We start from the raw sequence: 24,175 nt of genomic DNA on the forward strand, positions 1-24,175 counted from the left end.
GTGAAAGAGGGGCTGCAGCAATGAAAAAGTCCGTTGTCTCAAAAGAGTACCAGAAATTGCAGAAGGATATCATTCAATTGCAGGAGCAATGGAAGACTTCCCTGGATCCTGACTGTGTCCGGCCAAACCTTGATAAAGCAGCAATGGAGGCAGGAGTGCCTGTCACTGCATTAGCGGCTATTGATTTTGATATTTCCCTATTCTTACAGTGGATAGAGGATATAGGAGTGCTTTTATCGAAGTATCAACCAGAGATAGAAACTTCGATGCAATCTATAAAAAGCCTATTGGATGAAGAGACAGCTAAAAGATGGATCGATGAAGCATTTGCTTTTAATTATATTTACTTTGCTAGTTTTGCTGAAGAAAACAATTTGGATGGCTGGATTCCGCAATTTGTGGCAGAAACTGTGCTTCGTCCGTATCTACAGCTGACTGCGGTTAAGGTCCAGGATGAAATCCAACACGGTGTGCACGGTGCCGGTTGCCCTGTGTGCGGTGAGCCAGTCCGCCTCGCACAGCTTGAAGGCGAAGGAAAGAAGGTCCTGCATTGCCCGCGTTGTTCGGCTCACTGGAATGACCGCCGGGTAGCTTGTTCACATTGCGGGAATAACGATCATGAAACAGTGAAAATCCTGACAATCGAAGGCGAATCAGCCGCACAGATCCAGATTTGTGAAGAATGCAAAGGATATACTAAAGTAATAGACACAAGACAATATATTGTAAAGCCAACACCAGCAATGCTCGACTTGAACACCATCCATCTGGACTTTGTAGCCCAGGAGCATGGGTACAAATCTGCTGGCGAAACAAAACAGACAAACTAAAAGAAGGTGCTGTAGGATGAAAGCTGGAGCGATCATTTTATCAGGCGGCAAATCTAGCAGGATGGGAAGTAACAAAGCTCTCCTGAAATTTCGGGAAAAAACGAATATTGAAAGAATTAAGGATGAGTTACAGCACGTATTTGATGATATAATTCTAGTAACGAATGATCCTGAAACCTATCAGTTTCTAAATATCAAAACAGTTACAGACCAATATCCGGGTTCCGGGCCCCTTGCGGGAATCCATGCAGGACTTGAGGCATCAGACTATGAGGAGAATTTCGTTGTAGCATGCGATATGCCATTTGTATCGGCTGAGCTTGCCTCAAGCCTGGTAAAAGTGCTTAAACACCATGATGCGGTCGTGCCGATTAGCGATGGCAGACAGCATCCGCTTTTTGCAGCCTATCAAAAACGGGTCGCACGAGAAGCACAGACTTGCATTGAAGATGGGAATCTGAGAATCAGGCATATGCTTGAAAACCTGAATGTCCGCTTTCTTGATGAGGCAGATCTCCAGCTTTATTTCGAGGGCAGCCTTGATCGTGTCTTTTTCAATATGAATCATCCAGAAGAGTATGAAAGTGCAAGGAAATGGGCGGAGTCCGGAGAATAGTTTTCAGGTGCTAGAAAGGGAGTAAGTCATCATGCAATTTTTCAAAGTGAAAAGTGTTGAGGAGACCTTTGCGTTAATTGAGGAGAAGATCGGCAAGATCACGGAAACCGAAACCCGTCCGCTTGATGAGGCGCTTCATTACATCCTGGCAGAGGATGTCACTGCGGAAGAGAATGTACCTGGTTTTGACCGCTCGACCGTCGATGGCTATGCCGTCATCGCCCGTGACACATATGGTTCATCCGAATCGATGCCAGGCTTCTTGAATGTAGCCGGCGAAGTCCATATGGGCGAGGAAGCGGTAAAGCCGGTAGGCAGGGGAGAGGCAATCTACGTACCGACAGGCGGAATGCTTCCGCCAGGCAGTGACAGCGTACTGATGATCGAGCACTGCGAGGAAATCGGCGGACTGTTGAATACGTATAAGCAAATCGCACCGGGAGAGAATGTCATCAGGCAGGGCGAGGACATCAGGGCAGGCGAAGTCCTCTTATCTGAAGGGACAAGATTGCGGCCGCAGGAGCTTGGAGCCCTGGCGGCACTTGGTATTTCAGAGGTGAAAGTCTACCGAAAACTGAAGGCTGCGTACCTTTCTTCAGGGGACGAAATCGTTCTTTTTGAAACAAAAACACTTGAAACAGGACAGATTCGCGATATCAATTACCTGACCGTTAAGGGCCTGGTCAATGAGTGGGATATTGACCTCATATATGGCGGGATTACACGCGATGACTATGAGGAGTTCGCAAAGAAAGCCCGCGAATTGTATGAACAGGCTGATTGCCTGATTTTATCCGGAGGAAGCTCTGTTGGAACAAAGGATTATACAACTGAGGTCATCCAGTCCCTTGGAGATCCGGGCGTCTTTGTCCATGGAATTTCCATTAAGCCAGGGAAGCCGACAATCCTTGCTGTCGCTGACGGAAAGCCGGTCATCGGACTGCCGGGCCATCCAGCATCTGCGATGATCATTTTTAAGCTTTTTGGCGAAAGGGTTTTCAAAAGGCTGAAGGGTGAAAAAATCGAGCATAAGCCTGAACGGGTTTTTGCAAGGATTGTGAAAAATATTGCCTCTTCACCAGGAAGGTCTGATTACATCAGGGTAAGACTCGAGGAGAAGGATGGCGAATGGTGGGCCGAGCCGATCATAGGCAAGTCGGGCCTGATTACGACATTGGTAAAAAGCGATGGAATCGTCGAGATTGTTTCCGAGAAAGAAGGAATTTCTCAAGGCGAATACGTTCCAGTTATTTTGACGAGATAGGGGGAGCCGCATCATGGATAAAATACGCTATAACCGAAAAATTTATCTTGAAGACAAGCCGCGCGAACAAGCGAGGAATGAAGTGCTGGACGCGTTCGACCTGCCTCAAGAAAAAGAATGGATCCCGGCTGCCGCTGCACTTGGACGAATTACTGCGGAACCTGTTTTCGCCAATGTCTCGATGCCTTTTTACCATGCATCCGCGATGGACGGCATTGCCGTGAATGCTGAAGATACGTACGAAGCCCATGAACAGCGCCCGCTTCATTTGAAAAAGGATGAGCAGTTCGTTTACGTTGATACTGGGAACGCGATTCCACCTCAATATAATGCCGTGATCATGGTGGAGAACATCCAGGTCATTGATGATGAGACGATCGAAATCATCGAACCGGCCACACCATGGCAGCATATCCGCCCGATTGGAGAGGATATCGTCCAGGAGGAAATGCTGTTCACCCAGGGACATCGACTGCGTCCTGCTGACCTCGGGGCACTTCTTGCAGCACAGGTTACCGAGATACCCGTCGTCAAAAAGCCGCTGGTGACGATCATCCCTACCGGAAACGAGCTGGTCAGCGCAGATGCATCTCTGTCATCAGGCCGGATCATTGAGTTCAATGGAACGGTTTTCAGCAACTATGTAGAAGATTGGGGAGGCAATCCCTACCTTCATCCAATCGTGAAGGATGAGCCGGAAAAAATCAGGGAAGCGCTCCTGAATGCAGTAGAGACGTCGGATATCGTCGTTATCAATGCTGGTTCATCCGCTGGCTCAAAGGATTATACAGTCCATATACTTGAGGAACTTGGCACTGTTTTTACCCATGGTGTCGCAACACGGCCGGGTAAGCCAGTCATCCTTGGGAAAATTAAAGATAAGGTAGTCGTTGGTGTACCAGGATATCCAGTATCTGCCTACATGGCGCTTGAGTGGTTTGTCAGGCCACTTGTATGCAAATATTTAGGGATATCAGAACCGGAAAGGCCAAAGCTACAGGTAAAGCTTGGCCGCAGGATCGTCTCCACAATGGGGGCGGAGGACTTTGTCCGAATGAATATCGGCTATGTGGATGGACAATTTGTCGCCAATCCGCTGACACGCGCAGCGGGCGTCACGATGTCGCTAGTACGTGCGGACGGCTTGCTCGTTGTGCCGCCTGAGGAGCTAGGATACGAACAAGGAGACATTGTCGAGGTCGAGCTATACAGGCCTGTCGAAGAGATCAAGAACGCGATCGTCTTCAGCGGCAGTCATGACCTGACGATTGATTTGCTATCCTCCCAGCTCAAAAAGCAACGTACCGACATGAAAATTGTTTCTTCCCATGTTGGCAGCATGGCCGGTTTGATGGCAATCAGAAAAGGGGAAGCCCATGTAGCGGGCATTCATTTGCTAGACCCGGAAACAAAGGAATATAATGTTACCTACGTAAGGAAATTCCTTGCCGGGCAAGACGCAGTCCTTTATCCATTTTTAAAAAGAACCCAGGGCTGGCTGCTTCCAAAAGGCAATCCGCTGGGTATCGAGAACGTCAGTGACATTGCCGGAAAGGGCATAGATTATGCCAACAGGCAAAAGGGCGCAGGCACTCGGATATTATTCGATTTATTGTTAAAAGAAGCAGGCTTGTCAGCAGACGAAGTGAACGGTTATGACCGCGAGATGTTCTCGCACCTGAGTGTCGCCGCTGAAGTGAAAGGGAATGACAATGCAGCAGGCCTCGGCATCTTCCCGGCCGCGCGCGCTATGGGGCTCGACTTCATCCCGGTAGCTGATGAAAATTACGATTTACTCATGACAAAGGCATTTTTCGAAAGCGAAAAGGGTATCTGGTTAAGGTCGGTGATCCAATCTGAAGCCTTCAAAGCTGAAGTCGCGAAGATCGGCGGCTACGCAGTCGTCGAGAATCCAGAGCCAGTTTATTTTTAGATATTTGAGCTCTAAGGGATAAATCGGAGGAGGAATCCGGTGAAAATGTCCGATAGAAGGGCTCTAAAGGACAAACAGGAGTCAGAAACCGGTGAAAGTGTCCGTATCCAAATTAAAATCCTGAACCGGATCAGTTTATTGAGGTGATTTTGATGAATTATGAAATAGCGAAAGATCCAATCAACGTTCAATCTGTCATTGATAAAGTGGTCCAGCGTGAAGCGGGAGCCATCACTACTTTCATTGGCACTGTCCGTGAATTGACAAAGGGCAAAAAAACCCTTTACCTTATATATGAAGCATATGAACCGATGGCGGTGAAGAAGCTGGAGCAAATCGGCACGGAAATCCAGGAACGCTGGAACGGTGCCGAGGTGGCGATTACGCACCGCGTCGGAAAACTAGACATCACGGATATCGCTGTGGTGATCGCCGTGTCCACGCCACACCGAAACGATGCCTATGAAGCGAACCGTTATGCCATCGAGCGCATCAAGGAAATCGTCCCAATCTGGAAAAAAGAGCATTGGGAAGACGGGGAAGAATGGATTGGCAATCAACTAGAAACTGTCCCATATCCGACAGGGAAACCGGAGGAGAAGGATCTCAATGAATAAAATTTTATTCTTTGCCCATTTACGAGACGAAGCAGGCCATGAATCAGTGGAAATAGAAGCAGCGGGCAAGACAGTTGCTGAGCTGAAAGAATTGGTAGCTGAAAAGTATGGCATCCAAAAGCTTGATACTTCAATGACAGCCATAAATGAAGAATTTTCGTCCAATGATGAAGTCATTAAAGAAGGAGATACAATCGCCTTCATTCCGCCTGTATCTGGCGGCTGATCAGTTATAGCATATTACAGCGCCCCGTTCCGTTGACTTATATTCAATGGAATCAGGGCGTTTGCGCTTTTCTTATTTTATAAGTGAAGTTATAAACTCTGATTAGTGTCTAGCTCCAGCGCCTAGCCCCTCGAGACGCTTCGGTCCTGTCAATGAAGTCAAAGAACGACTTCACTGCCAGGCCCTCCAGTGCTTGTCGGGTCTAACCAAGGCGCTCGCGCTTTTCTTACAAGGAGGGTTACACCTATGTCAGAAAGATATTCACGCCAGACTTTATTTCCTCCAATTGGCAAGGCCGGGCAGGAAAAAATCTGCAGTAAGCATGTGCTGATGATTGGTGCTGGAGCACTTGGCTCAGGCAATGCGGAGCTTTTGGTCAGGGCAGGTGTTGGCCGACTGACGATTGTGGACCGTGATTATGTAGAAGCAAGCAATCTGCAGCGACAGCAATTATATACAGAGGAAGATGTTGCCGAGAAGCTTCCAAAAGCTGCGGCGGCGGAAAAAAGGCTCAGAGCGATCAACTCTGACGTCAAAATCAATGCGTATATCGCCGATGCCACTCCTGAAAAACTGGCCGAGCTTGTCGATGGAGTCGATCTGATCATCGATGCCACCGATAATTTTGAAACACGAATGGCGATTAACGATATCTCGCAAAAATACCAAATTCCCTGGATTTATGGTGCCTGCGTTGGCAGCTTTGGCATGAGTTTTTCCATCATTCCAGGTAAAACACCATGTCTGAACTGTTTGCTGAAAACCGTTCCGCTTCAGGGGATGACTTGTGATACAGGAGGCATTATCGGACCGGCTGTACAGATGGTCATTGCCCATCAGGGAGCAGAAGCGCTGAAAATCCTCGTTGAAGACTGGGATGCAGTGCGCACGTCATTTGTCAGCTTTGATTTATGGCGGAACCAATACACCAGCATGAAAATGTCCAAGGCGAAGGACCCGGGATGCCTGAGTTGCGGCGAACAACCTGAATATCCTTATTTGGACATCGAGAACATGACCAAGACAACAGTCTTATGCGGACGGGATACGGTTCAAATCAGGCCTCCAAAACAGCAGGAGCTCAATCTGCAGGAAACAGCTGAAAAAATGAGGGATTTAGGCTATCAGGTCAAAGGGAATCCATATTTAGTCTCCGTCGACATGGTTGACAACAGAATGGTTATTTTCCAGGACGGCCGTGCCCTTATACATGGAACAAAGGATTTAGCCCAGGCAAGAAGCCTCTATCAAAGGTTTTTCGGGTGATTCTTTATACATGCGCAAACCCCCTGCCAAATCAGCAGGGGGTTTCTATATAAACGATCACTATGGATCGGTTATGATATTGCGTTCAAGTTTGCTTATTTTTCATCAGAAGCAACCAGAACGAGTCGGCCTTTATCCAGTTCCATTTCATACTGCTCAGCCTCTTGTTTTGAAAGGCCAAGAGATTCGAACTTATTGCGAAGCTCGTCGCCGCGGGACTTGAACATATTTCCGATAGAATCAAAGAAACCTTGCTCCTTGAATCCCATGCCGCCCGTTTCAGTAGCGTCAGTCAAGTGCTCGCTGCGGTCTTCATCGTGCGCAAATATATAAATGTTTTCTTTGCCAAAGCCGGCAGCTTCAAGTGAGTTGATTTTTTCTGTGGCTTGTACTCCGTTTTCTACTACTTCTACTTTCATCATCATATCTTCCTCCTTAAAATTTTTTTACCTATACTAGTTTTGGGAAGCTTTTTTAGCTTTCCGCGTCTACACTATATATATAACCGCTGTAGGATTTACTAAACCTACTGGGAATAGTTCACATAATCATTTCGAAAACGGGTAGTTTGATAGAAATGAAAAAGGAGCTGGTTACAATCGTACTTTTGAATAAAAGTTGGGAGCCGCTGTTGGCGGAAGAATTCGAAAAGGCCTATTATCTGGATTTAAGAGAATTTTTACTAGAAGAATATCAAACAAGGACAGTCTATCCGGAAAAAGAGGATATCTTTAATGCTTTGAGGTTCACCGATTATGATGATGTAAAAGTCGTGATTCTCGGGCAGGATCCATACCATGGACAAGGCCAGGCACATGGCCTGAGCTTTTCGGTAAAACCAGGTGTTAAAATCCCGCCTTCGCTTCGAAATATTTTTAAAGAACTGAATGCTGACCTTGGCTGTGAGATTCCTGACCATGGTTATTTGAAAAAATGGGCAGACCAGGGTGTGCTTCTATTAAATACAGTCCTTACAGTAAGAGACGGGGAAGCGAATTCACATAGGGGAAAAGGCTGGGAACATTTTACCGATCAAGTAATCACTCTGTTGAACGAGCGCGAGAAGCCAGTAATTTTCATCCTCTGGGGCAAACCAGCTCAAAGCAAATTAAAATTAATTGACGAAGAAAAACATAAAATCATCATGTCCGTCCATCCCAGCCCGCTGTCAGCAAGGAGAGGCTTCTTCGGCAGCAAACCCTTTTCCAAAGTGAACGAACTGCTGAGAGAGCAGGGTGAACAAGAGATTGACTGGCAGATTGAAAAACTGTAAGGTTGAGAACTCTGGAAAACCAGAGTTCTTTGTTTTGCAGCTAACGCTTTTCCCGCATATCGACATGTTCCACGTGGAACTTACATGTTTCTACGCGAAAGTAAAACTCAAAGCAACAAAGTTTGCGATCAACTACTTTCCTAAAGTCGAAAAAACAGGTGATTTGTTGTAGAATGGAACGGTACAAACATTGAATAAGGCAAAGGATATACATATATAACGCCCTATGGAGGTGAGTCGATGAACATTTCAATGCAAAAATTACTATTGAAAATGGAAGAGGAATTAAAAAGGGCAAAAGCTGCGGAATCCGAGGCAATGCAGAGGGAAAGGATTCATTCGATCAAAACGCTTTGCGAGCTGGTCCTTGATGAGCCGCCGGAGAATAGCAGAGGGGTTGCGGCACCTGCGAAACAGGCAGCGCAGCAATATGTACCACCACAGCCAATCATTCCTCAGCAGCAGATCCCGGTCAATCAGCAGTCATCCATGATTCCACAGCCAAAGAAGCTGGAAATGGAAGATAACGCAAACGGAGACTCGCTCTTCGATTTCTAATTTTAAGAGGTGGATATGATGAAACTATTTATATTGATTGGAGCCATCAATGCCTTCCTGGCAGTCGGGCTTGGAGCATTTGGAGCACATGGACTAGAAGGCAAGGTCGAGCCAAAATATTTAGAAACATGGAAAACAGGTGTAACCTATCAGATGTTTCATGCAACTGGGTTATTGATCATTGGAGTCCTTTTAGGGAAGCTTCCGGCTAGCGCACTTCTATCCTGGTCCGGCTGGCTGATGCTGATTGGAATCGTGTTATTCTCCGGCAGCCTGTACGTTTTGAGCGTCACAAAAATCAGCATCCTAGGAGCCATCACTCCGCTTGGAGGAGTATCCTTCCTTGCAGCATGGGTATTATTAATGATTGCGGCTGTGAAATATTTATAAAAATAAGAGCATGCTGCTGGCATGCTCTTTAAATATGTTTATTATGATTCTTTGACAATCGTTTTATTGATTTCAACTCGTTCTTTTCCCATCAGGAAGACTGCAACTGCCGAAATGGCAATCGGTATCAATGCTAGTGCAAAAATATGGGTGATGGAAGCAGACATGGCCGCGACAATTTTATCAAGAACGAATTCTGGAATTTGGGAACGCTGTCCAGACTGAAACAATTGCTGCGGATCTGCTGGCAGTTGATTACCTTGACCGCCACCCATTCCCTTGAAAGCGTTTTGTAGCTTATCCATGAAAGCATTATTTTGGATGGTGCCAAATATGGTTATGCCTAGCGTCATTCCAAGCGAGCGCAGGAATGAGTTAGTTGAATTTGCTGATCCTCGGTGTCGCGGGTCAAGATTGTGTATGGAAGCGGTAGGGAGGAGCGAGAAAGAAAATCCCATTCCAAATCCCACTAATATCATGAAAAATGTCAGAATGAATCTTGATGTTTCAGGAGAAATCATGCTCAGCATAAGCATTCCTGTAAAGTAGGCGATAACAGACAGGAACATAAGATTGCGATAGCTGGTTTTGGTCTGAAAAATCCCGCCAACAGCACTTCCCGCAACAGACCCAAGCATCATAGGCGTCAAGACCAACCCGGCAGACTTCGCTGAACCCCCATAAACGGCCTGGACAAATATAGGGATATAGACTGCGAGAATGATAAACGTAGCTCCGTAAAGGAATGCCAGAACTTGCGATGTCGCAAATAGACGGCGTTTAAACATCCAAAAAGAAATGATTGGCTCTTCAGCTTTTCTTTCAGCAAAAATAAAAATCAAGAAGAATAGAGCAAAGCTTGTAAACAAGCCAATAATTTGAAAAGAACCCCAGTCGAATTCTTTTCCTCCCAGTTCAAGAGCAAACATTAAACTGACAACCGCTACAACCAGTGTAAAGGCACCTGCCCAGTCAATCTTTTGCTTAGAATGCTGAGTGGACTCATGATAATACTTCACAATAAAGAATAGAGATACTATGCCAATGGGGACATTGATATAAAATACCCAATACCAGCTGAACCAGTCAGTAATGTAGGCACCAAGCAAAGGTCCAAGGACACTTGATGTTCCGAAAACAGCACCAAGCAGGCCGGTCATTTTCCCGCGTTTCTCAGGCGGGAAAATATCAAAGACAATCGTGAAGGCAATCGGCATCAACGCTCCGCCGCCAATACCCTGAATGGCCCGGTAGATGCTGAGCTGCACCATCGTTTCAGCGATGCCGCAAAGTGCTGAGCCAATTAAAAATACAAGCAATCCAAATATGTAAAATCGTTTCCTTCCATACATATCTGACAGTTTCCCGAAGATCGGCATTCCAGCCATCACAGTAACCATATAAGCTGAGGTGACCCACACAAACTTATCGAAGTCACCAAGATCTGAAACAATGGTCCCCATTGCAGTCGCCACAATCGTATTGTCCATTGCTGCCATCAGGATACCAAGAAGCAAGCCGGCTACTACTAGTTTAATATTGCTGTCATTTGAAACCATACTATTCCCCCGGATTCATAATTAGAAAAATTAGGTATTTAAAGTTTATTTTTCAAGTGTAATGTTGTCAAGGCACTGAGGGCTTAGAATAAGAAAAAACGGCCGAAGCCGTTTTAGAAAAAATGGGTTTTAAGTTAACGTGGTGGATAAGCAGTCAAACCTGCTCCGCCGCCAAATGGATAATCATATTCAATTTCTTCATCAAACGTGACGTAATCGAGGTAAATCATCGGCAGCAAAACTCGTTTTCCTGTTTGCGGATCACTTAGAATCAGATGATCCCTTCCCGCAGCTTCAATGATACCCTGGAAAATCTTTGCGTTCCATTCAGTGTTGTTTTCAAATGTCGCATAGACAGTAGCGAGTTTGCCTTTATTCAGGCGAAGGATGTTTTCAATATAGGATGCTTCAATTGGCAACATTCCCGGTATTTGAGCACCTGCTACTGCGCCTGGCACAGCGCCGCCCGGCATACCTGGCATGGCTCCGCCGGACTGGGCAGGGAAGGTGGTTGCCTGTGGGAATCCTGCCTGACCCATTTGTCCCATTTGAGCCATCTGTCCCATCTGGCCTTGAGTGGTTTGTTTCTCATCGGTGCCGCTATACGGCTGGTACATTTGCGGGTAGGTTCTGTAGTTATAATATGGATTATTGTATTGAGTCATTGTGTAGCCTCCTTAAAGGTATTTTTTCCTTTCCTTCAAATTCACCTATTTATGTAAGTGGTGAAGTTGAGCGTTCAGGATGGAGTACAAGTAAAATGAATCCTCACTATTCAATACATATGAAGGAAGCTTGATTTTATGACTCGAACATTTTTGAACGAAAATTCTTTTCAGGACCAATAAGTGACTCAAAAATATAAAAAAATCCCCAGGCCGAGGCCTGGGGATTAGGTTTGTCTGTTTTATACGTTCAAGAATGTGGCTACTTTGTCTTCTTCAAGCAGGTTTCCTACGAAGAATGAACCGAATTCGCCGTAGCGCGCGCTCACTTCGTCAAAACGCATTTCGTATACAAGCTTTTTGAATTGAAGGACATCGTCCGCGAACAATGTTACGCCCCACTCATAATCGTCGAAGCCTACGGAACCGGTGATGATCTGTTTTACTTTTCCAGCATACTGGCGGCCAATCATGCCGTGGCTGCGCATCATATTGCGACGGTCTTCCATAGGAAGCATGTACCAGTTGTCTTCGCCCTGCCGGCGCTTGTCCATTGGATAGAAGCAAACATACTTCGCCTTTGGCAGCTCAGGGTAAAGGCGTGCAAGAATTTGCGGGTTCTGGTATGGATCTTCGCCTGCTGGCAGATAGTTGCTCAACTCGACAACAGATACATAGGAATGAGCAGGAATCGTGTATTCAGCAAGTCTGGACTTGTTGAATTCTGTTTCGATCTCATTCAATTCTTCCATAGTAGGGCGCAGAATCATCATCATGAAATCTGCTTTTTGCCCAACGATTGTATAAAGGGCATGGCTTCCCTGTTTTTCTGCCTGTGTTTTATTCCATTTTTCGACTAGGCCAAGGAATTCCTGGATAATCTCCTGGCGCTCTTCTGCCGGAAGCATCTTCCATGTTGTCCAATCGACGGTACGGAAGTCATGAAGGGAATACCAGCCATCCAAAGTCTGTGCTGCTTCAGTCATTTTATATCACTCCTATAAATCATCAATATACCAATATCATATCATAGTTTCTCCATTCGTCATGTTTATAAAACCCGTTTGTTTATACTGAGCGGAAAAAGGATATTTTGTTAAAGATTGCAAATAGTAAAAGGGGCAGGAATACATGCTTGAAAATTTTCAATAAAAAGACTTCGTGGGTGTAAACGGTAACATTCTTGAATTTTAATGCTGGTAAAGTATGCTAGAGGTATAGATTAAAGGAGGAGTCAGTATGAGTGATTTATTTGAAGGCTTAAAAGCCAAATTAAGCGGACAAAATTTACGGATCGTGTTTCCGGAAGGCCTCGACGAACGGATTCTGGCAGCAGCGGGAAGACTGGCTGCAGACGGAGTACTAACACCAATTTTAGTAGGGAATATTGAACAGATCCAGGCGAAGGCAGCTGACATGGATGTATCGCTGGAGGCAGCAGAAATTTACGACCCTGCCAACTTCGCGATGATGGATGAGCTTGTCGCTGCATTTGTGGAAAGACGTAAAGGAAAAGCAACCGAAGAGCAAGCGCGCAAAATTCTGCTGGATGAAAACTACTTCGGCACGATGCTTGTGTATTCAAACAAAGCAGACGGTCTTGTAAGCGGAGCAGCACATTCCACTGCGGACACAGTAAGGCCTGCATTGCAGATCATCAAGACGAAGGAAGGCGTGCGCAAGACTTCTGGTGTCTTTATCATGGTACGTGAAGATGAGAAGTATGTATTCGCTGACTGTGCGATCAATATCGCGCCTGACAGCCAGGACCTTGCTGAAATCGCGGTAGAAAGTGCGAAGACAGCAAGAATGTTCGACGTCGAGCCGCGCGTGGCAATGCTAAGCTTTTCTACAAAAGGCTCAGCTGTATCTCCTGAGACGGAAAGAGTATCAAAAGCAGTCGAAGAAGCCAAGCTTCGTGACCCATTGTTGATCGTTGATGGCGAGTTCCAATTCGACGCGGCATTCGTTCCATCCGTTGCGGAAAAGAAAGCTCCGGATTCAGTCATCATGGGCAATGCGAATGTTTTCGTATTTCCTAGCCTTGAAGCAGGCAATATCGGCTATAAAATCGCTCAGCGCCTAGGCGGATTCGAAGCAGTAGGGCCGATTCTCCAGGGATTAAACCGTCCGGTAAACGACCTGTCCCGCGGCTGCAGCGAAGAAGACGTGTACAAGCTGGCATTGATCACAGCAGCACAGGCACTTAGTAAGTAAAAATAATGAATTTCTCGGCCGGTCGGAATTTTTTCGATCGGTTTTTTAATAGGCTCTGTAATAGCTCAATCTTGTTATTAAACCCTGTTGATTGTAGTGGAAGGCGCGTAGACTCCTCCGAAAATGCTAACGCATTTTCATCGTGCGTGGGCAGGTTCGAGGAAGTAACTCAATGTCCTGCGGGCTCAGCTGGTCAGATGAGACCCCGCAGGAGCGAAGCGACGAGGAGGCTCAGCGCCAGCCCCGCGGAAAGCGAAGCGCCTGGAACGAAAATCAACAGTCTAATTTTACAGAGCCATTGCACAACCATGTAGCTGAACAGCCCTATATGCTATAATATCAACGACTAAGCTACAGAAAGAAAAGAGGAAATCACGATGGATGAGGCGCTTAATTTATTGCGTCAGGATAAGTGGAGATTGATCGATCAGTCCGTGCTGGGTGCACACTTTCATGCTCTTCAGTCGTTCGGGACTGATGATACATTGTGTGAATCGGTTGGCGCAGGCCTGTCCTCGGCTACGGCAAGAGCATGGGTGCACCATGACACAGTTGTCCTCGGAATCCAGGATACACGTCTCCCACACCTTCAGGAAGGACTGGATTATCTTAAAGCGCAGGGCTATCAATATATTGTTCGCAACTCTGGGGGACTTGCCGTTGTGCTCGATGAAGGGGTCCTGAATCTATCACTGATCTTGCCTGAGAAGGAAAAAGGAATCGATATCAACCGCGGCTATGATGCTATGTGGTTATTGATCAAGGAATTGTTTGCTGATTTTAATAAAGAAATAGAAGCAAGGGAAATTTCCGCTTCCTATTGTCCGGGAAGCTATGATTTAAGCATTGATGGGAAAAAATTTGCCGGAATCTCGCAGCGCCGTCTGAAAAAAGGGGTCGCCGTGCAGATCTATCTTTGCGTGACGGGGAGCGGAAGCCAGAGGGCTCAACTGATCCGTGAATTCTATAATATCTCTAAAAAAGGGGAACAGACCAAATTCATCTATCCGGATGTCCAGCCGGAAGTCATGGCGTCGCTATCCGAATTATTCGGAGTTCAAATGACGATCCAGGATGTAATGATGCGGTTTTTGAAATTTCTTAACGCAAACAGCAATGAACTGGTATCAGGCTATCTGGACAGCCATGAGATTGAGCTATTCGACCACTACTACAATCGGGTAATCGAGCGGAATGAGAAGTTTCTTGAGCCACGGGAATAGGCAGATGAATCTATAAAAAGCACAAAAGCCGGAAACCAATGTTTTCCGGCTTTTTTAGGCTCCTTTTATAAGGAGTATAAGAGGGGGCTGTTACCAACTTTCCTTCTCCATCTACCATCTATCTATTTAGTAACTAGAATTCTATTCAGCGACTTTTTCGAGATTGCCGTTGCGGTCCATCTTGAACTTCGTTGCCGGACGCTCTTCTTCTTCAAACAGAGCCAGCTTCCTGGCGCGGTTCATTATTTTCATCAGAGTTTCGTAATCTTCTTGCATCGTGTTCGTATTTTCTTCCAGCCTATTTATTTTCTGCTGAAGTTCTTCATTATGCTTTCTTAAACTATTGATTTCACGCTTCAATCTTTCATTCTCGCTCTTATAAATATCTACCTGAAGCGATGAACCACTCAGGCTCTGCAGATAGGCGATGACATGTCCCATTGTCAGGCCAGTTGGCGGAACAGTATGCCGGGCAGGTACTGATTGTACCGTCTGGGTTACTCTTGGCTGTGGCTCCTGGACAGGCACTTCGGCCATTTCCGCTGCCGCTTCCGTAGAGTAATCCTTTTGTTCCTGATTCTTGTTCACTAAATCTTGCATTTCAGCCATGAGTGCGGCGTCAATTTGCTTGTCATCCTGCTCAAGCATGGACAGGTCGAAGGTTGGTTGAGTTTCAGGCTGTTCCGTTTCTTGGAGGGAACCTGTCAAACTTTCATCCAGCGTAGGCACCGGAGGATTGTATAGCAGTTTCTTTTTGCCGCCTTGATCTTTTCCTAGGATTCTCTGTCTCTGTTTTCGCTGCTTTTTTGCAAGCTGCAATGCTTTTTCATAGTTATGCCTCACGACTGCGTTCCAGCGGAATCCACAGGCGGCTGATGTACGATCAAGCTTGTCGCCCACCTCTTCAAATGCGTTCAATTGTGTGCTGCCTTCTCTCACATGTCTCAGTACGGTTTCAGCTAGCAATAAATCATTCTCTTCCGTCCAGGCATCCTGGCGTGTCTTCATTTTCTTCAACTCCCTTTTACTTTGGTCAACTATTGAAACTTATATTTCAATCTTGTCCTGAAATTGGAAAGCTTATACATCGTAAAATGGAAGGATAGTAGATTTTTCGCGTAAAATACGTGTTTTTCAATTAAATAGATAAGCAAATGGACCTGTTCAACAGCTTGCATTCATTTTAAATAAGAGGTAAAATACCCTTTAGTCTAAAACGAAAAGCAGAGGCGCCATTTTCAGAGACAGGATTTCCTGATTTTGCAGGGGATTTCAATGGCTGGCGCTTGAGCTGGACAGTATTTATAGAAAGGGTTGTCCTATATGGCAAACGAATTCCGTGTTTGCGACGATTGTCAGGCCGTAAACCTTAAAACATTGATTCCGAAGCTGAAACAACTGGATTCTGAAGCGACTGTCGACATCGGCTGCCAGTCATATTGCGGGCCAGGCAGGAAAAAAACATTCGCATTCGTGAACAACCGGCCAGTTGCAGCACTGTCTGAGGAAGAGCTCATGGAAAAAGTGCAGAAGAAGCTTAAATAAACTTTTTCCTTATATAAATAGATAAATCACCTTTAAACCACCGTTTAGAGGTGATTTTTTTTCCAGGGAAACTGGCAAACTACAATCTTGTTTATAAATCCATGAATGTTGGAATTAAAGGTAGTATATAAGTTGAACTTAAGAATTTCCCATTGAATGAAGCGGAAGGTGCGTAGACTCCTGCGGGATGAAAGGTCAGTGGGAGACCCCACAGGCGCTTGCGCCGAGGAGGCTCCCAGGCCGCCCGCGGAAAGCGAAGCACCTGGAGCGAAATGAAAAGTAAACTTTCTAGTTCAACTTATAAAAGAATATTTTGTATGTAACATGAATATGCAATTTTTGTAAAAATTTGCAGAAAATCGAGATGAATTGACGAACGAAACAAGCTATAATAAAAACAAGCTAATCAGGAAGAAGGGGAACGATGGGATATTCGGAAGAAAAATTACTTGAAGAAAAAGTTTTCAAAGATCCAGTACACCGGTATGTCCATGTCCGTGACCGGGTGATCTGGGATTTGATCGGGACGAAGGAGTTCCAGCGCTTGAGAAGGATCAAGCAGCTCGGCACCACATACCTGACCTTCCACGGAGCGGAACATAGCCGTTTCAACCATTCATTAGGCGTCTATGAAATTACGCGCCGGATTGTGGACAATGCATTTGCATCCCGTCCTGAGTGGAATGAAGGAGAAAGACTGCTTTCCTTATGTGCAGCTTTGCTCCATGACCTTGGCCATGGGCCGTTCTCGCATTCATTCGAGAAGGTATTCGACCTTGACCATGAGGATTTTACAAGGGAAATCATCCTTGGCGATACCGAAGTGAATCAGGTGCTGTCACGAGTCGCGTCGGACTTTCCGAAAAAGGTCGCTGAGGTTATTGAAAAAACGTATGAAAACAAGCTTGTCATCAGCCTGATTTCGAGCCAGATTGACGCTGACCGGATGGATTACCTGCAGAGGGATGCCTATTTTACCGGAGTCAGCTACGGACATTTTGATATGGAACGGATTTTGCGCGTCATGCGCCCGCGCGAGGACCAGGTTGTCATCAAGCAGAGTGGGATGCATGCTGTCGAGGACTACATAATGAGCCGCTACCAGATGTATTGGCAGGTTTATTTCCATCCAGTGACAAGAAGTGCTGAGGTCATCCTGACGAAAATCCTGCACCGTGCCAAACACCTTCATGAGCAAAACTACACTTTTAAACATAAACCGCACCATTTTTACTCTATTTTTGAGGATCGTATGACACTGCAAGACTACTTAAAATTAGATGAAGCTGTCTTCCTCTACTATTTTCAGATATGGGAAGAAGAAGAGGACCAGATCCTGAGCGATTTGTGCCGCCGTTTCAATAACCGAAATCTCTTTAAATATGTCGAGTTCGACCCTGCTAAAGAATACAAGAAACTGGCGAAGCTTTCGGTGTTATTCGAGCAGGCGGGTCTTGATCCTGAATATTACCTGGTTGTGGATTCATCATCTGACCTGCCATACGATTTTTACCGACCGGGTGAAGAGGAGGAACGCCTTCCCATTCACCTGCTGAAGAAAAACGGGGAAATCCGCGAGCTATCGCGTGAGTCAGAGATTGTCGACGCCATTTCCGGTAAAAGGCGGACAGACCATAAACTATATTATCCTTCCGATTTCCTGGAGAAGGAAAAAACTCGCCCTGAGATTGAACAGATTGCACAGATTCTTGAGTTGAACTTAGACAATGGGACCATTTGATACAGGAGTTGACGCGTTTTGTTAAAAGACCACGCTAAAATCATACATGCCATTTCAGTTTCCGGAGAGGTCATCGGCAGGAAAAAGCTGCAGAAAATGATCTATATCGCCAAAAAGATGGAATTCCCTTTTCAGGAACGATTCCAGTTTCATTTTTACGGACCATATTCAGAAGAGCTGACACTGCGAGTGGAAGAGCTTTGCAATATGGGATTCCTGGATGAAGTGAAGGAAAAGAAAGGCGGCTACTATCAATACCGCTACACCCTGACAGCAGCAGGCCAGGAATTCCTCGGTGAAAACAGCGTCGAGATGCCATGCTTAGGTGACTGTCTGACCGACATCAACGACCAGAATGCAAGATTCCTTGAACTCGTTTCAACTGTTTTGTATTTTGATAACTTGCCAGAAGACGAGGTCCGGGAAAAAATCCAGACCGTGAAAAAGAGCCAGAAATACACGGACGAAGAAATCGATGAAGCATACGCATATATCGCCAGTTTGAAAACTAAGTCAAGGCAATTGTTGGCATAAAAATTATGAATCGAGTATGGAACCTTTTTTTCGGGTTCTGTGCTCGATTTTTTTTTAGAAGGCGAAACATGTGCCCGTGAAAGAGGAAATCGAGGGTTCACGGTCACAAGAAAGGGAAACATGTGCCCGTGAAAGAGGAAATCGAGGGATCACGGTCACAAGAAAGGGAAACATGTGCCCGTGAAAGAGGAAATCGAGGGTTCACGGTCACAAGAAAGGGAAACATGTGCCCATGAAAGAGGAAATCGAGGGTTCACGGTCACAAGAAGACGAAACATGTGCCCGTGAAAGAGGAAATCGAGGGAGCACGGGCACAAGAAGGGGAAACATGTGCCCGTGAAAAGAGGAAATCGAGAATCACGGGCACAAGAAGGGGAAACATGTGCCCGTGAAAAAGGAAATCGAGTGAGCACGGTCACAAGAAGGGGAAACATGTGCCCGTGAAAGAGGAAATCGAGGAATCACGGTCACAAGAAGGGGAAACATGTGCCCGTGAAAAGAGAAAATCGAGAATCGCGGTCACAAGAAGACGAAACATGTGCCCGTGAAAAGAGGAAATCGAGAATCACGGTCACAAGAAAGGGAAACATGTGCCCGTGAAAGAGGAAATCGAGGGATCACGGTCACAAGAAGACGAAACATGTGCCCGTGAAAGAGGGAATCGAGAATCACGGTCACAAGAAGACGAAACATGTACCCGTGAAAAGGTAAGTCTCAAGTAAACTGGTAACAAAAAAGAAAAAAGCCCAGATTCCTCTGAGCTTTGTGTCCATTCTATTCGTCACTCAATCGCTTACCTGCTACAGCATAGTGATTCTTTGACATTTCCTCAATGAACACGACGACTTTTTCTTTTGGTGCGCCAGTTGTTTCGCTGACAGCGTCAGTTACTTTTTCAACTAGTGCCTTCTTTTGGTCTTCTGTGCGGCCTTCAATCATTTTAACTGTTACGTATGGCATATGGATTGCCTCCTTGAAATGGTTGATAGAACAATCTAAATTGAGTTTTCCATAATTCGCGGAATTTCGCAAGTCCAGTGGGAGATTGTCTTTTTCACATTCAAACCAGAATGAGTTATACTTTAAGGAAAAGACACAAAAAAGGGGAATGGAATGTGAGCTTACCCTATTCGTTAGAGGAAATTCCGTATGTGGCTGCCGCGTTGATGATTGCTTTCGCGGTCCATGAATTCGCGCATGCCTGGGTGGCGTATAAGTTTGGCGACCCGACTGCCCAGAGACAGGGACGGTTGACTCTGAATCCGGTCAAACATTTGGATCCGCTGGGGACCATTTTAATTTTCATCGCTGGATTCGGCTGGGCAAGGCCGGTACCAGTCAATCGATTCATGTTTAAAAATCCAAGGCTGGCCGGAGTGCTCGTATCGGTTGCCGGGCCAGTAAGCAATCTAATTCTCGTCTTCCTGGCATTTGCGATTTGGTACATATTTGTCATGCTTGGATTGGCGCCTGGGGTTCCGGAGTTTTTCCTGGACTTCCTCAATATCTTTATCGGGCTGAATGCGATGCTGTTCGTCTTCAATTTATTGCCGTTCCCGCCGCTTGATGGCTACCGGATCATCGAGGATCTGGCACCAGCAGATATCAGGGCGAAAATGACCCAATACGAGGCGTATGGATCGATCATCTTCCTGATTCTAGTCATCACGCCCCTTGACCGATATACAATCCAGCCGCTATTCCAATACTTGATACCGGCTGTGACGGATGGAATATACAATCTATTTTTCTGATTTATTTTAAGGAGGTTTCCAACATGGAAGAAAACAAGGGCAAGAAGAATATTGGATTCAATATTATCAAAAATGACCCGATGGACGGCCATAAGGGTTTCGGAAAAGGTGTTCTCACACTTGATAATGTTTCTCCGGTCATCGTGGACGTCGACGCAGGCGAGGCTTCTGTTGAGGTAGGCGCAATGCACGCACGCAGTGCTGTCGAGAAAGGAATCAAATTCCTGCCAGACCGTAATGAGGTACCGGACGCAAAGCTTTACTGGGTCGTCTGGGTGACCATTGACAGGAAGGAAGAGGGACCTTATTACGCTGGTGTCACAGCCTGCGAAATGACCGTCAATCGCGAAATCCGCCGCGGCTATAAATCGCTGCCAGAGCATGTGAACCGTCTCGATAAGTCGATCAAGCGTCATATTATCGTCGACCATATGGATGAAAAATCAAAACACATCCTTTCTGATTTCCTGAAAAAACATGATTCCGGAATGTGGGAACGATCTGAAGAGAAACTGAAATCAGACTTACTGGCCAATTAATATATTTGGATAATTCTCCTAATTATTTGTCTAAATTGTGACATTTAATAGCCAATGACAATATCTGGCTTGCTCAAATGGAATAAAAAAAGTAAACTGATAACAGCGTAAAACACATTTTATGCTAGGACGAGAAAAACCCCGGAGGCTTGCTTCCGGGGTTTTTCTTTTTTCTTCTTATTATAGTGAGATAATTATTGGTGCTTTATAATCCAAAAATCCGCTTGTACCAAGGTTTCTTTTCCTTATCCTTCTTAGGCTTCTCTTCTTTCTGTTCCTCATGGTCCAAATGGTCTGTACAGTATTCAGTAGGCTCTGTTCCTGCAGCGAACAAAGTCTGCCTTTTCACAGGACAACCTTCCGAAGCGAGCTTGCCACTGGCAGGGTCAACAAAGACAGAAACAGTTCCTTTTGCTGCCTTGAATTTTTTAACAGGCTCATCATCAAGGGCTTTTTCCATAAAATCGAGCCAAATGTTTTTTGCGTAGGATTTTTCGACAGTCAATTCAATAGGCTTTCCTTTATCATAACCTGTCCATACTGCGGAAACGAGCTGTGGGGAATAGCCAATCATCCAGCTGTCTGTTTCGGTCGTCCCTGACTTCGCCGCATAGGGCCTGGTCATTTTTTTAATCAGCGTGCTTCCTGTGACAGAAGAATATCCATTGAGCTTTTTATCAAAAATCCCTGTCAGCATATGTGTCATCACAGAGGCAAGTTCCGGCTTCAAAACCTCAGCTTTTTCAGCCTTATATTCGTATATCACTTCACCCTTATGATTTTCGACCTTTTTAATGAGTACTGGTTCTACTTTTTTGCCGCCATTCGCCAGAATACTGTAGGCATTTGCCATATCTATCACCCTGACACCTGAGGTTCCGAGCGCAAGTGAGGGAACCTTGTCCATCTCCGATTTGATTCCGAAGCGTTTCGCCGTTTCAACCAGCGTTTCCTCACCCAGGAACAGATGGGTTTTTACGGCATAAACATTATCCGACAACGCCAAGGCCTGTGCCATCGTAATATCGTCTTCCGCGTATTTGTTGTTAAAATTGTGCGGCGTATATTCTGAGCGCCCATCATCGAACATGAACGTCGTCAGCTGGCTTTTCATGGTGGAAGATGGAGTGAATCCATTTTCAAGTGCTGCGTAATACAGGATCGGTTTCATCGTGGATCCTGGCTGCCTGACAGCCTGTACCGCACGGTTGAACGGGCTCTCCTCATAATTCCTGCCGCCCACAAGTGCCATTACATGCCCATTCTTCGGGTTCATCGCCACAAAGCCAGTCTGGATTTCTGAATCGGAAGCAATCATTTTATCAATCGACTTTTCCGCGATTTCCTGTTGATCCAGATTAAGTGTCGTATACACTCTCAACCCGCCGAGTGAAATGGTCCGGTCATCAAAATTCAATGCATTTCTAAGCGCATTCTGTACAGTGTCCTGGAAGTAAGGAGCCGTACCAATCCGGGAATGCTGATGTTCTCCAAGAAGCTTCAATTTTTCTATGCTCGCTTTTTGTGAAGCAAGTTCGGTGATATATCCATTTGTCTCCATCGTATTTAAAATCGTCCGCTGCCGCTGCTTTGCTTTTTCCATGGAAGCAAAAGGGGAATAAATGCTTGGACCTTTTGGGATTCCTGCCAGCATGGAAGCTTCCGCCAGGGATAAATCCTTCGCGTCTTTGCCAAAATAATAACGGCTCGCTGCCTGGACACCGTATGCACCATTGCCATAATAAATCGTATTCAGATACCCTTCGAGAATATCATCCTTGGAATAGTTCATCTCAAGACGCAATGTATAAAGTGCTTCAGTCGCCTTTCGTTTCCATGTCTTGTCATGTTCGAGGTAAAGATTCCTTGCGTACTGCTGAGTGATCGTGCTCGCACCCTGAACCTTGGCCATCGCCTTCAAGTCAGCAAGCGCTGCGCCGGCAATCCGCTTATAATCAAACCCATTATGGGTAAAAAAGGTTCTGTCCTCTATTGAAATCGTGGCATTGATCAAATGAGGGGAGATATCCTTGAGTGCCACCCAATAGCGCTTCTGGCCGGAGTGACTCTCACCGATCACCGTTCCATCATCTGAAAAAAACAAGGTTGATTGCGGCACAGCCAGAGGAGGCGGTCCCTGCAGTTTCGCATAGCCAATCAGGGAAAAATAGAGTATTGTCGCCAGCGCAACCCCTGCAAGCCCGAAAAAGATCAAAGCACGCAAATATTTGATTGTTTTGCGAAACCGCTGGTCAGTCATCAGTTCCATACTGCTTTCCCCCTCAAAAAGATAGATAGTATTAGTATGAAAAAAAACAGCAGCTTTTAAACATAGAATGAAAGATAATTAAATTTTTGCTTGCATTTTTGCTAGATTCAACTATACTTTTTCTGATGTTTGTATTCGTGATGTTGGGGAAACATAAGAAATAAATGTAAGCGCAATGCTTGGTTCATATAAAAGTTTGGACAGCCAGTAGAGCTGCTCGCCATGAAAATTCGCCGCAACATGACGGAAAATTTTTTTGCCGAAAGGAAGGAAGAAAAAATGGGTCTTTGGTTTACAGAAAAGCAGACAGAAAACTTTGGTATCACAATGAAAGTGAACAAGACGCTACATACAGAACAGACAGAATTCCAGAAGCTTGATATGGTGGAAACAGAAGAGTGGGGCAATATGCTTCTTCTTGACGACATGGTCATGACTTCTGTTAAAGATGAGTTCGTTTACCACGAGATGGTTGCACATATTCCATTATTCACGCACCCAAACCCTGAGCATGTATTGGTTGTAGGTGGCGGAGACGGAGGCGTAATCCGTGAAGTCCTTAAGCACCCTAGCGTGAAAAAGGCGACTCTTGTTGATATCGATGGAAAGGTAATTGAGTACTCTAAGAAGTACCTGCCTGAAATCGCAGGCAAGCTTGAGGATCCACGTGTGGATGTCCAGGTTGGCGACGGCTTCATGCATATCGCGGAAAGCGACAACCAGTATGATGTCATCATGGTTGATTCAACTGAGCCAGTCGGCCCGGCAGTGAACCTGTTCACAAAAGGTTTCTACGCAGGAATTTCAAAAGCATTGAAAGAAGACGGAATCTTTGTTGCGCAGTCTGACAACCCATGGTTCAAGGCTGACCTTATCCGCAATGTACAGAAGGATGTGAAGGAAATCTTCCCGATCACACGCCTTTACATCGCGAACATCCCAACATACCCAAGCGGAATGTGGGCATTCACTTTAGGTTCAAAGAAGCATGACCCGCTTGAAGTGAGCGAAGAACGCTTCCACGATATCGAAACGAAGTACTACACGAAAGAACTTCACAAAGCCGCTTTCGTATTGCCTAAATTCGTTGGCGACCTTGTAAAATAATTCGGATATTCATTAGGCTTCCCGGTCAATCCGGGGGCCGTTTTATTGT

At 45.6% G+C, this 24,175-nt stretch carries 25 protein-coding genes; 18 read left to right on the plus strand and 7 right to left on the minus strand.

Annotated elements, in window-relative coordinates; translation table 11 throughout:
- The first annotated feature begins 20 nt into the window (after positions 1–20).
- From AB5I83_RS07535 to AB5I83_RS07565, 7 genes are all read left to right on the plus strand, one after another.
- Positions 21–830: a formate dehydrogenase accessory protein FdhE gene (locus tag AB5I83_RS07535; protein ID WP_448974208.1), complete on the plus strand. Its 810-nt coding sequence runs from the start codon at positions 21–23 to the stop codon at positions 828–830.
- 16 nt (positions 831–846) lie between these two features.
- Complete coding sequence (gene mobA / locus AB5I83_RS07540; RefSeq protein WP_448974210.1) at positions 847–1,446, plus strand: molybdenum cofactor guanylyltransferase; 600 nt, start codon at positions 847–849, stop codon at positions 1,444–1,446.
- A 31-nt stretch (positions 1,447–1,477) separates the two neighbouring features.
- Entirely contained in the window at positions 1,478–2,710 is a 1,233-nt protein-coding gene (locus tag AB5I83_RS07545; protein WP_448974212.1) for a molybdopterin molybdotransferase MoeA, read from the plus strand.
- Between the two features lie 13 nt (positions 2,711–2,723).
- A complete protein-coding gene (locus tag AB5I83_RS07550; RefSeq protein ID WP_448974214.1) occupies positions 2,724–4,643 on the plus strand; it encodes a molybdopterin biosynthesis protein in 1,920 nt (639 codons plus the stop codon).
- Positions 4,644–4,795: 152 nt separating this feature from the next.
- Positions 4,796–5,260 (plus strand): molybdenum cofactor biosynthesis protein MoaE, encoded by a 465-nt coding sequence (locus AB5I83_RS07555; RefSeq protein ID WP_023613507.1) that lies wholly within the window; start codon positions 4,796–4,798, stop codon positions 5,258–5,260.
- On the plus strand, positions 5,253–5,486 hold the full coding sequence (moaD, locus tag AB5I83_RS07560) for a molybdopterin converting factor subunit 1 (RefSeq protein ID WP_226642776.1): 234 nt from the start codon (positions 5,253–5,255) through the stop codon (positions 5,484–5,486). Before AB5I83_RS07555 ends, moaD begins: the two co-directional genes overlap by 8 nt.
- A gap of 246 nt (positions 5,487–5,732) precedes the next feature.
- Positions 5,733–6,752 carry a thiazole biosynthesis adenylyltransferase ThiF gene (locus AB5I83_RS07565; protein WP_448974217.1) on the plus strand — a complete coding sequence of 340 codons (1,020 nt, stop codon included), beginning with the start codon at positions 5,733–5,735 and terminating at the stop codon, positions 6,750–6,752.
- 95 nt (positions 6,753–6,847) lie between these two features.
- Here AB5I83_RS07565 and AB5I83_RS07570 read toward each other — a convergent pair whose 3' ends face one another.
- Positions 6,848–7,174 carry a general stress protein gene (locus tag AB5I83_RS07570; protein ID WP_167831276.1) on the minus strand — a complete coding sequence of 109 codons (327 nt, stop codon included), beginning with the start codon at positions 7,172–7,174 and terminating at the stop codon, positions 6,848–6,850.
- Between the two features lie 155 nt (positions 7,175–7,329).
- On the opposite strand from AB5I83_RS07570, the gene AB5I83_RS07575 reads away from it, so the two are divergent.
- From AB5I83_RS07575 to AB5I83_RS07585, 3 genes are all read left to right on the plus strand, one after another.
- Positions 7,330–8,025 carry a uracil-DNA glycosylase gene (locus tag AB5I83_RS07575; protein ID WP_448974218.1) on the plus strand — a complete coding sequence of 232 codons (696 nt, stop codon included), beginning with the start codon at positions 7,330–7,332 and terminating at the stop codon, positions 8,023–8,025.
- Positions 8,026–8,265: 240 nt separating this feature from the next.
- The gene (locus AB5I83_RS07580; protein ID WP_448974220.1) at positions 8,266–8,583 is read left to right on the plus strand and encodes a YwdI family protein; all 318 of its coding nucleotides are present in this window, start codon (positions 8,266–8,268) and stop codon (positions 8,581–8,583) included.
- An 18-nt stretch (positions 8,584–8,601) separates the two neighbouring features.
- Complete coding sequence (locus AB5I83_RS07585) at positions 8,602–8,973, plus strand: DUF423 domain-containing protein (protein ID WP_167831278.1); 372 nt, start codon at positions 8,602–8,604, stop codon at positions 8,971–8,973.
- Between the two features lie 41 nt (positions 8,974–9,014).
- On the opposite strand, the gene AB5I83_RS07590 is transcribed toward AB5I83_RS07585, so the two are convergent.
- The 3 genes from AB5I83_RS07590 to hemQ form a co-directional block, all read right to left on the minus strand.
- On the minus strand, positions 9,015–10,532 hold the full coding sequence (locus tag AB5I83_RS07590) for an MDR family MFS transporter (protein WP_448974222.1): 1,518 nt from the start codon (positions 10,530–10,532) through the stop codon (positions 9,015–9,017).
- A gap of 134 nt (positions 10,533–10,666) precedes the next feature.
- Positions 10,667–11,197 (minus strand): spore coat protein GerQ, encoded by a 531-nt coding sequence (gerQ, locus tag AB5I83_RS07595; RefSeq protein ID WP_448974224.1) that lies wholly within the window; start codon positions 11,195–11,197, stop codon positions 10,667–10,669.
- 242 nt (positions 11,198–11,439) lie between these two features.
- Complete coding sequence (hemQ, locus tag AB5I83_RS07600) at positions 11,440–12,183, minus strand: hydrogen peroxide-dependent heme synthase (RefSeq protein ID WP_448974226.1); 744 nt, start codon at positions 12,181–12,183, stop codon at positions 11,440–11,442.
- A gap of 253 nt (positions 12,184–12,436) precedes the next feature.
- Between hemQ and pta the strand changes: the two genes are divergently transcribed.
- Both pta and AB5I83_RS07610 read left to right on the plus strand, forming a co-directional pair.
- Positions 12,437–13,414, plus strand: a complete 978-nt coding sequence (pta, locus tag AB5I83_RS07605; RefSeq protein WP_192471941.1) for a phosphate acetyltransferase — start codon at positions 12,437–12,439, stop codon at positions 13,412–13,414.
- A 377-nt stretch (positions 13,415–13,791) separates the two neighbouring features.
- On the plus strand, positions 13,792–14,637 hold the full coding sequence (locus AB5I83_RS07610; RefSeq protein WP_448974228.1) for a lipoate--protein ligase family protein: 846 nt from the start codon (positions 13,792–13,794) through the stop codon (positions 14,635–14,637).
- A 141-nt stretch (positions 14,638–14,778) separates the two neighbouring features.
- Here the strand turns inward: AB5I83_RS07610 and AB5I83_RS07615 are convergent, their stop codons facing one another.
- Complete coding sequence (locus AB5I83_RS07615) at positions 14,779–15,645, minus strand: RsfA family transcriptional regulator (RefSeq protein WP_448974230.1); 867 nt, start codon at positions 15,643–15,645, stop codon at positions 14,779–14,781.
- A gap of 315 nt (positions 15,646–15,960) precedes the next feature.
- Here AB5I83_RS07615 and AB5I83_RS07620 point away from each other — a divergent pair, with 315 nt between their 5' ends.
- The 3 genes from AB5I83_RS07620 to AB5I83_RS07630 all read left to right on the plus strand — a co-directional run bounded on the left by AB5I83_RS07620 (position 15,961) and on the right by AB5I83_RS07630 (position 18,457).
- On the plus strand, positions 15,961–16,182 hold the full coding sequence (locus AB5I83_RS07620) for a DUF1450 domain-containing protein (protein WP_448974231.1): 222 nt from the start codon (positions 15,961–15,963) through the stop codon (positions 16,180–16,182).
- Positions 16,183–16,606: 424 nt separating this feature from the next.
- Positions 16,607–17,923 carry an HD domain-containing protein gene (locus AB5I83_RS07625; protein ID WP_448974233.1) on the plus strand — a complete coding sequence of 439 codons (1,317 nt, stop codon included), beginning with the start codon at positions 16,607–16,609 and terminating at the stop codon, positions 17,921–17,923.
- A gap of 18 nt (positions 17,924–17,941) precedes the next feature.
- Positions 17,942–18,457: a YwgA family protein gene (locus AB5I83_RS07630; protein ID WP_448974234.1), complete on the plus strand. Its 516-nt coding sequence runs from the start codon at positions 17,942–17,944 to the stop codon at positions 18,455–18,457.
- A gap of 774 nt (positions 18,458–19,231) precedes the next feature.
- On the opposite strand, the gene AB5I83_RS07635 is transcribed toward AB5I83_RS07630, so the two are convergent.
- The gene (locus AB5I83_RS07635) at positions 19,232–19,417 is read right to left on the minus strand and encodes a 2-hydroxymuconate tautomerase (protein WP_044392785.1); all 186 of its coding nucleotides are present in this window, start codon (positions 19,415–19,417) and stop codon (positions 19,232–19,234) included.
- 110 nt (positions 19,418–19,527) lie between these two features.
- Between AB5I83_RS07635 and AB5I83_RS07640 the strand changes: the two genes are divergently transcribed.
- Both AB5I83_RS07640 and AB5I83_RS07645 read left to right on the plus strand, forming a co-directional pair.
- Entirely contained in the window at positions 19,528–20,211 is a 684-nt protein-coding gene (locus AB5I83_RS07640; protein ID WP_448974237.1) for a site-2 protease family protein, read from the plus strand.
- A gap of 23 nt (positions 20,212–20,234) precedes the next feature.
- Positions 20,235–20,750, plus strand: a complete 516-nt coding sequence (locus AB5I83_RS07645; RefSeq protein WP_167831067.1) for a YwhD family protein — start codon at positions 20,235–20,237, stop codon at positions 20,748–20,750.
- A gap of 205 nt (positions 20,751–20,955) precedes the next feature.
- Here the strand turns inward: AB5I83_RS07645 and AB5I83_RS07650 are convergent, their stop codons facing one another.
- Positions 20,956–23,019, minus strand: a complete 2,064-nt coding sequence (locus AB5I83_RS07650; protein ID WP_448974239.1) for a transglycosylase domain-containing protein — start codon at positions 23,017–23,019, stop codon at positions 20,956–20,958.
- A gap of 279 nt (positions 23,020–23,298) precedes the next feature.
- Here AB5I83_RS07650 and speE point away from each other — a divergent pair, with 279 nt between their 5' ends.
- Positions 23,299–24,126, plus strand: coding sequence for a spermidine synthase (gene speE / locus AB5I83_RS07655; RefSeq protein WP_448974241.1), 828 nt, complete (start codon positions 23,299–23,301; stop codon positions 24,124–24,126).
- The last annotated feature ends 49 nt before the right edge of the window (positions 24,127–24,175 follow it).

The organism is Mesobacillus sp. LC4, assembly GCF_053543455.1.

Excerpts from the sequence above, each read along its gene's own strand:
- hemQ (WP_448974226.1), bottom strand. The coding sequence starts at position 12,183 with ATGACTGAAGCAGCACAGACTTTGGATGGCTGGTATTCCCTTCATGAC.
- AB5I83_RS07575 (WP_448974218.1), top strand. The coding sequence starts at position 7,330 with ATGAAAAAGGAGCTGGTTACAATCGTACTTTTGAATAAAAGTTGGGAG.
- moaD (WP_226642776.1), top strand. The coding sequence starts at position 5,253 with ATGAATAAAATTTTATTCTTTGCCCATTTACGAGACGAAGCAGGCCAT.
- AB5I83_RS07620 (WP_448974231.1), top strand. The coding sequence starts at position 15,961 with ATGGCAAACGAATTCCGTGTTTGCGACGATTGTCAGGCCGTAAACCTT.
- AB5I83_RS07580 (WP_448974220.1), top strand. The coding sequence starts at position 8,266 with ATGAACATTTCAATGCAAAAATTACTATTGAAAATGGAAGAGGAATTA.
- AB5I83_RS07645 (WP_167831067.1), top strand. The coding sequence starts at position 20,235 with ATGGAAGAAAACAAGGGCAAGAAGAATATTGGATTCAATATTATCAAA.
- AB5I83_RS07640 (WP_448974237.1), top strand. The coding sequence starts at position 19,528 with ATGAGTTATACTTTAAGGAAAAGACACAAAAAAGGGGAATGGAATGTG.
- AB5I83_RS07625 (WP_448974233.1), top strand. The coding sequence starts at position 16,607 with ATGGGATATTCGGAAGAAAAATTACTTGAAGAAAAAGTTTTCAAAGAT.
- AB5I83_RS07545 (WP_448974212.1), top strand. The coding sequence starts at position 1,478 with ATGCAATTTTTCAAAGTGAAAAGTGTTGAGGAGACCTTTGCGTTAATT.
- AB5I83_RS07570 (WP_167831276.1), bottom strand. The coding sequence starts at position 7,174 with ATGATGAAAGTAGAAGTAGTAGAAAACGGAGTACAAGCCACAGAAAAA.
- AB5I83_RS07585 (WP_167831278.1), top strand. The coding sequence starts at position 8,602 with ATGAAACTATTTATATTGATTGGAGCCATCAATGCCTTCCTGGCAGTC.
- AB5I83_RS07565 (WP_448974217.1), top strand. The coding sequence starts at position 5,733 with ATGTCAGAAAGATATTCACGCCAGACTTTATTTCCTCCAATTGGCAAG.
- AB5I83_RS07535 (WP_448974208.1), top strand. The coding sequence starts at position 21 with ATGAAAAAGTCCGTTGTCTCAAAAGAGTACCAGAAATTGCAGAAGGAT.
- AB5I83_RS07615 (WP_448974230.1), bottom strand. The coding sequence starts at position 15,645 with ATGAAGACACGCCAGGATGCCTGGACGGAAGAGAATGATTTATTGCTA.
- AB5I83_RS07635 (WP_044392785.1), bottom strand. The coding sequence starts at position 19,417 with ATGCCATACGTAACAGTTAAAATGATTGAAGGCCGCACAGAAGACCAA.
- AB5I83_RS07550 (WP_448974214.1), top strand. The coding sequence starts at position 2,724 with ATGGATAAAATACGCTATAACCGAAAAATTTATCTTGAAGACAAGCCG.
- gerQ (WP_448974224.1), bottom strand. The coding sequence starts at position 11,197 with ATGACTCAATACAATAATCCATATTATAACTACAGAACCTACCCGCAA.
- speE (WP_448974241.1), top strand. The coding sequence starts at position 23,299 with ATGGGTCTTTGGTTTACAGAAAAGCAGACAGAAAACTTTGGTATCACA.
- AB5I83_RS07650 (WP_448974239.1), bottom strand. The coding sequence starts at position 23,019 with ATGGAACTGATGACTGACCAGCGGTTTCGCAAAACAATCAAATATTTG.
- pta (WP_192471941.1), top strand. The coding sequence starts at position 12,437 with ATGAGTGATTTATTTGAAGGCTTAAAAGCCAAATTAAGCGGACAAAAT.
- AB5I83_RS07610 (WP_448974228.1), top strand. The coding sequence starts at position 13,792 with ATGGATGAGGCGCTTAATTTATTGCGTCAGGATAAGTGGAGATTGATC.
- AB5I83_RS07555 (WP_023613507.1), top strand. The coding sequence starts at position 4,796 with ATGAATTATGAAATAGCGAAAGATCCAATCAACGTTCAATCTGTCATT.
- AB5I83_RS07590 (WP_448974222.1), bottom strand. The coding sequence starts at position 10,532 with ATGGTTTCAAATGACAGCAATATTAAACTAGTAGTAGCCGGCTTGCTT.
- mobA (WP_448974210.1), top strand. The coding sequence starts at position 847 with ATGAAAGCTGGAGCGATCATTTTATCAGGCGGCAAATCTAGCAGGATG.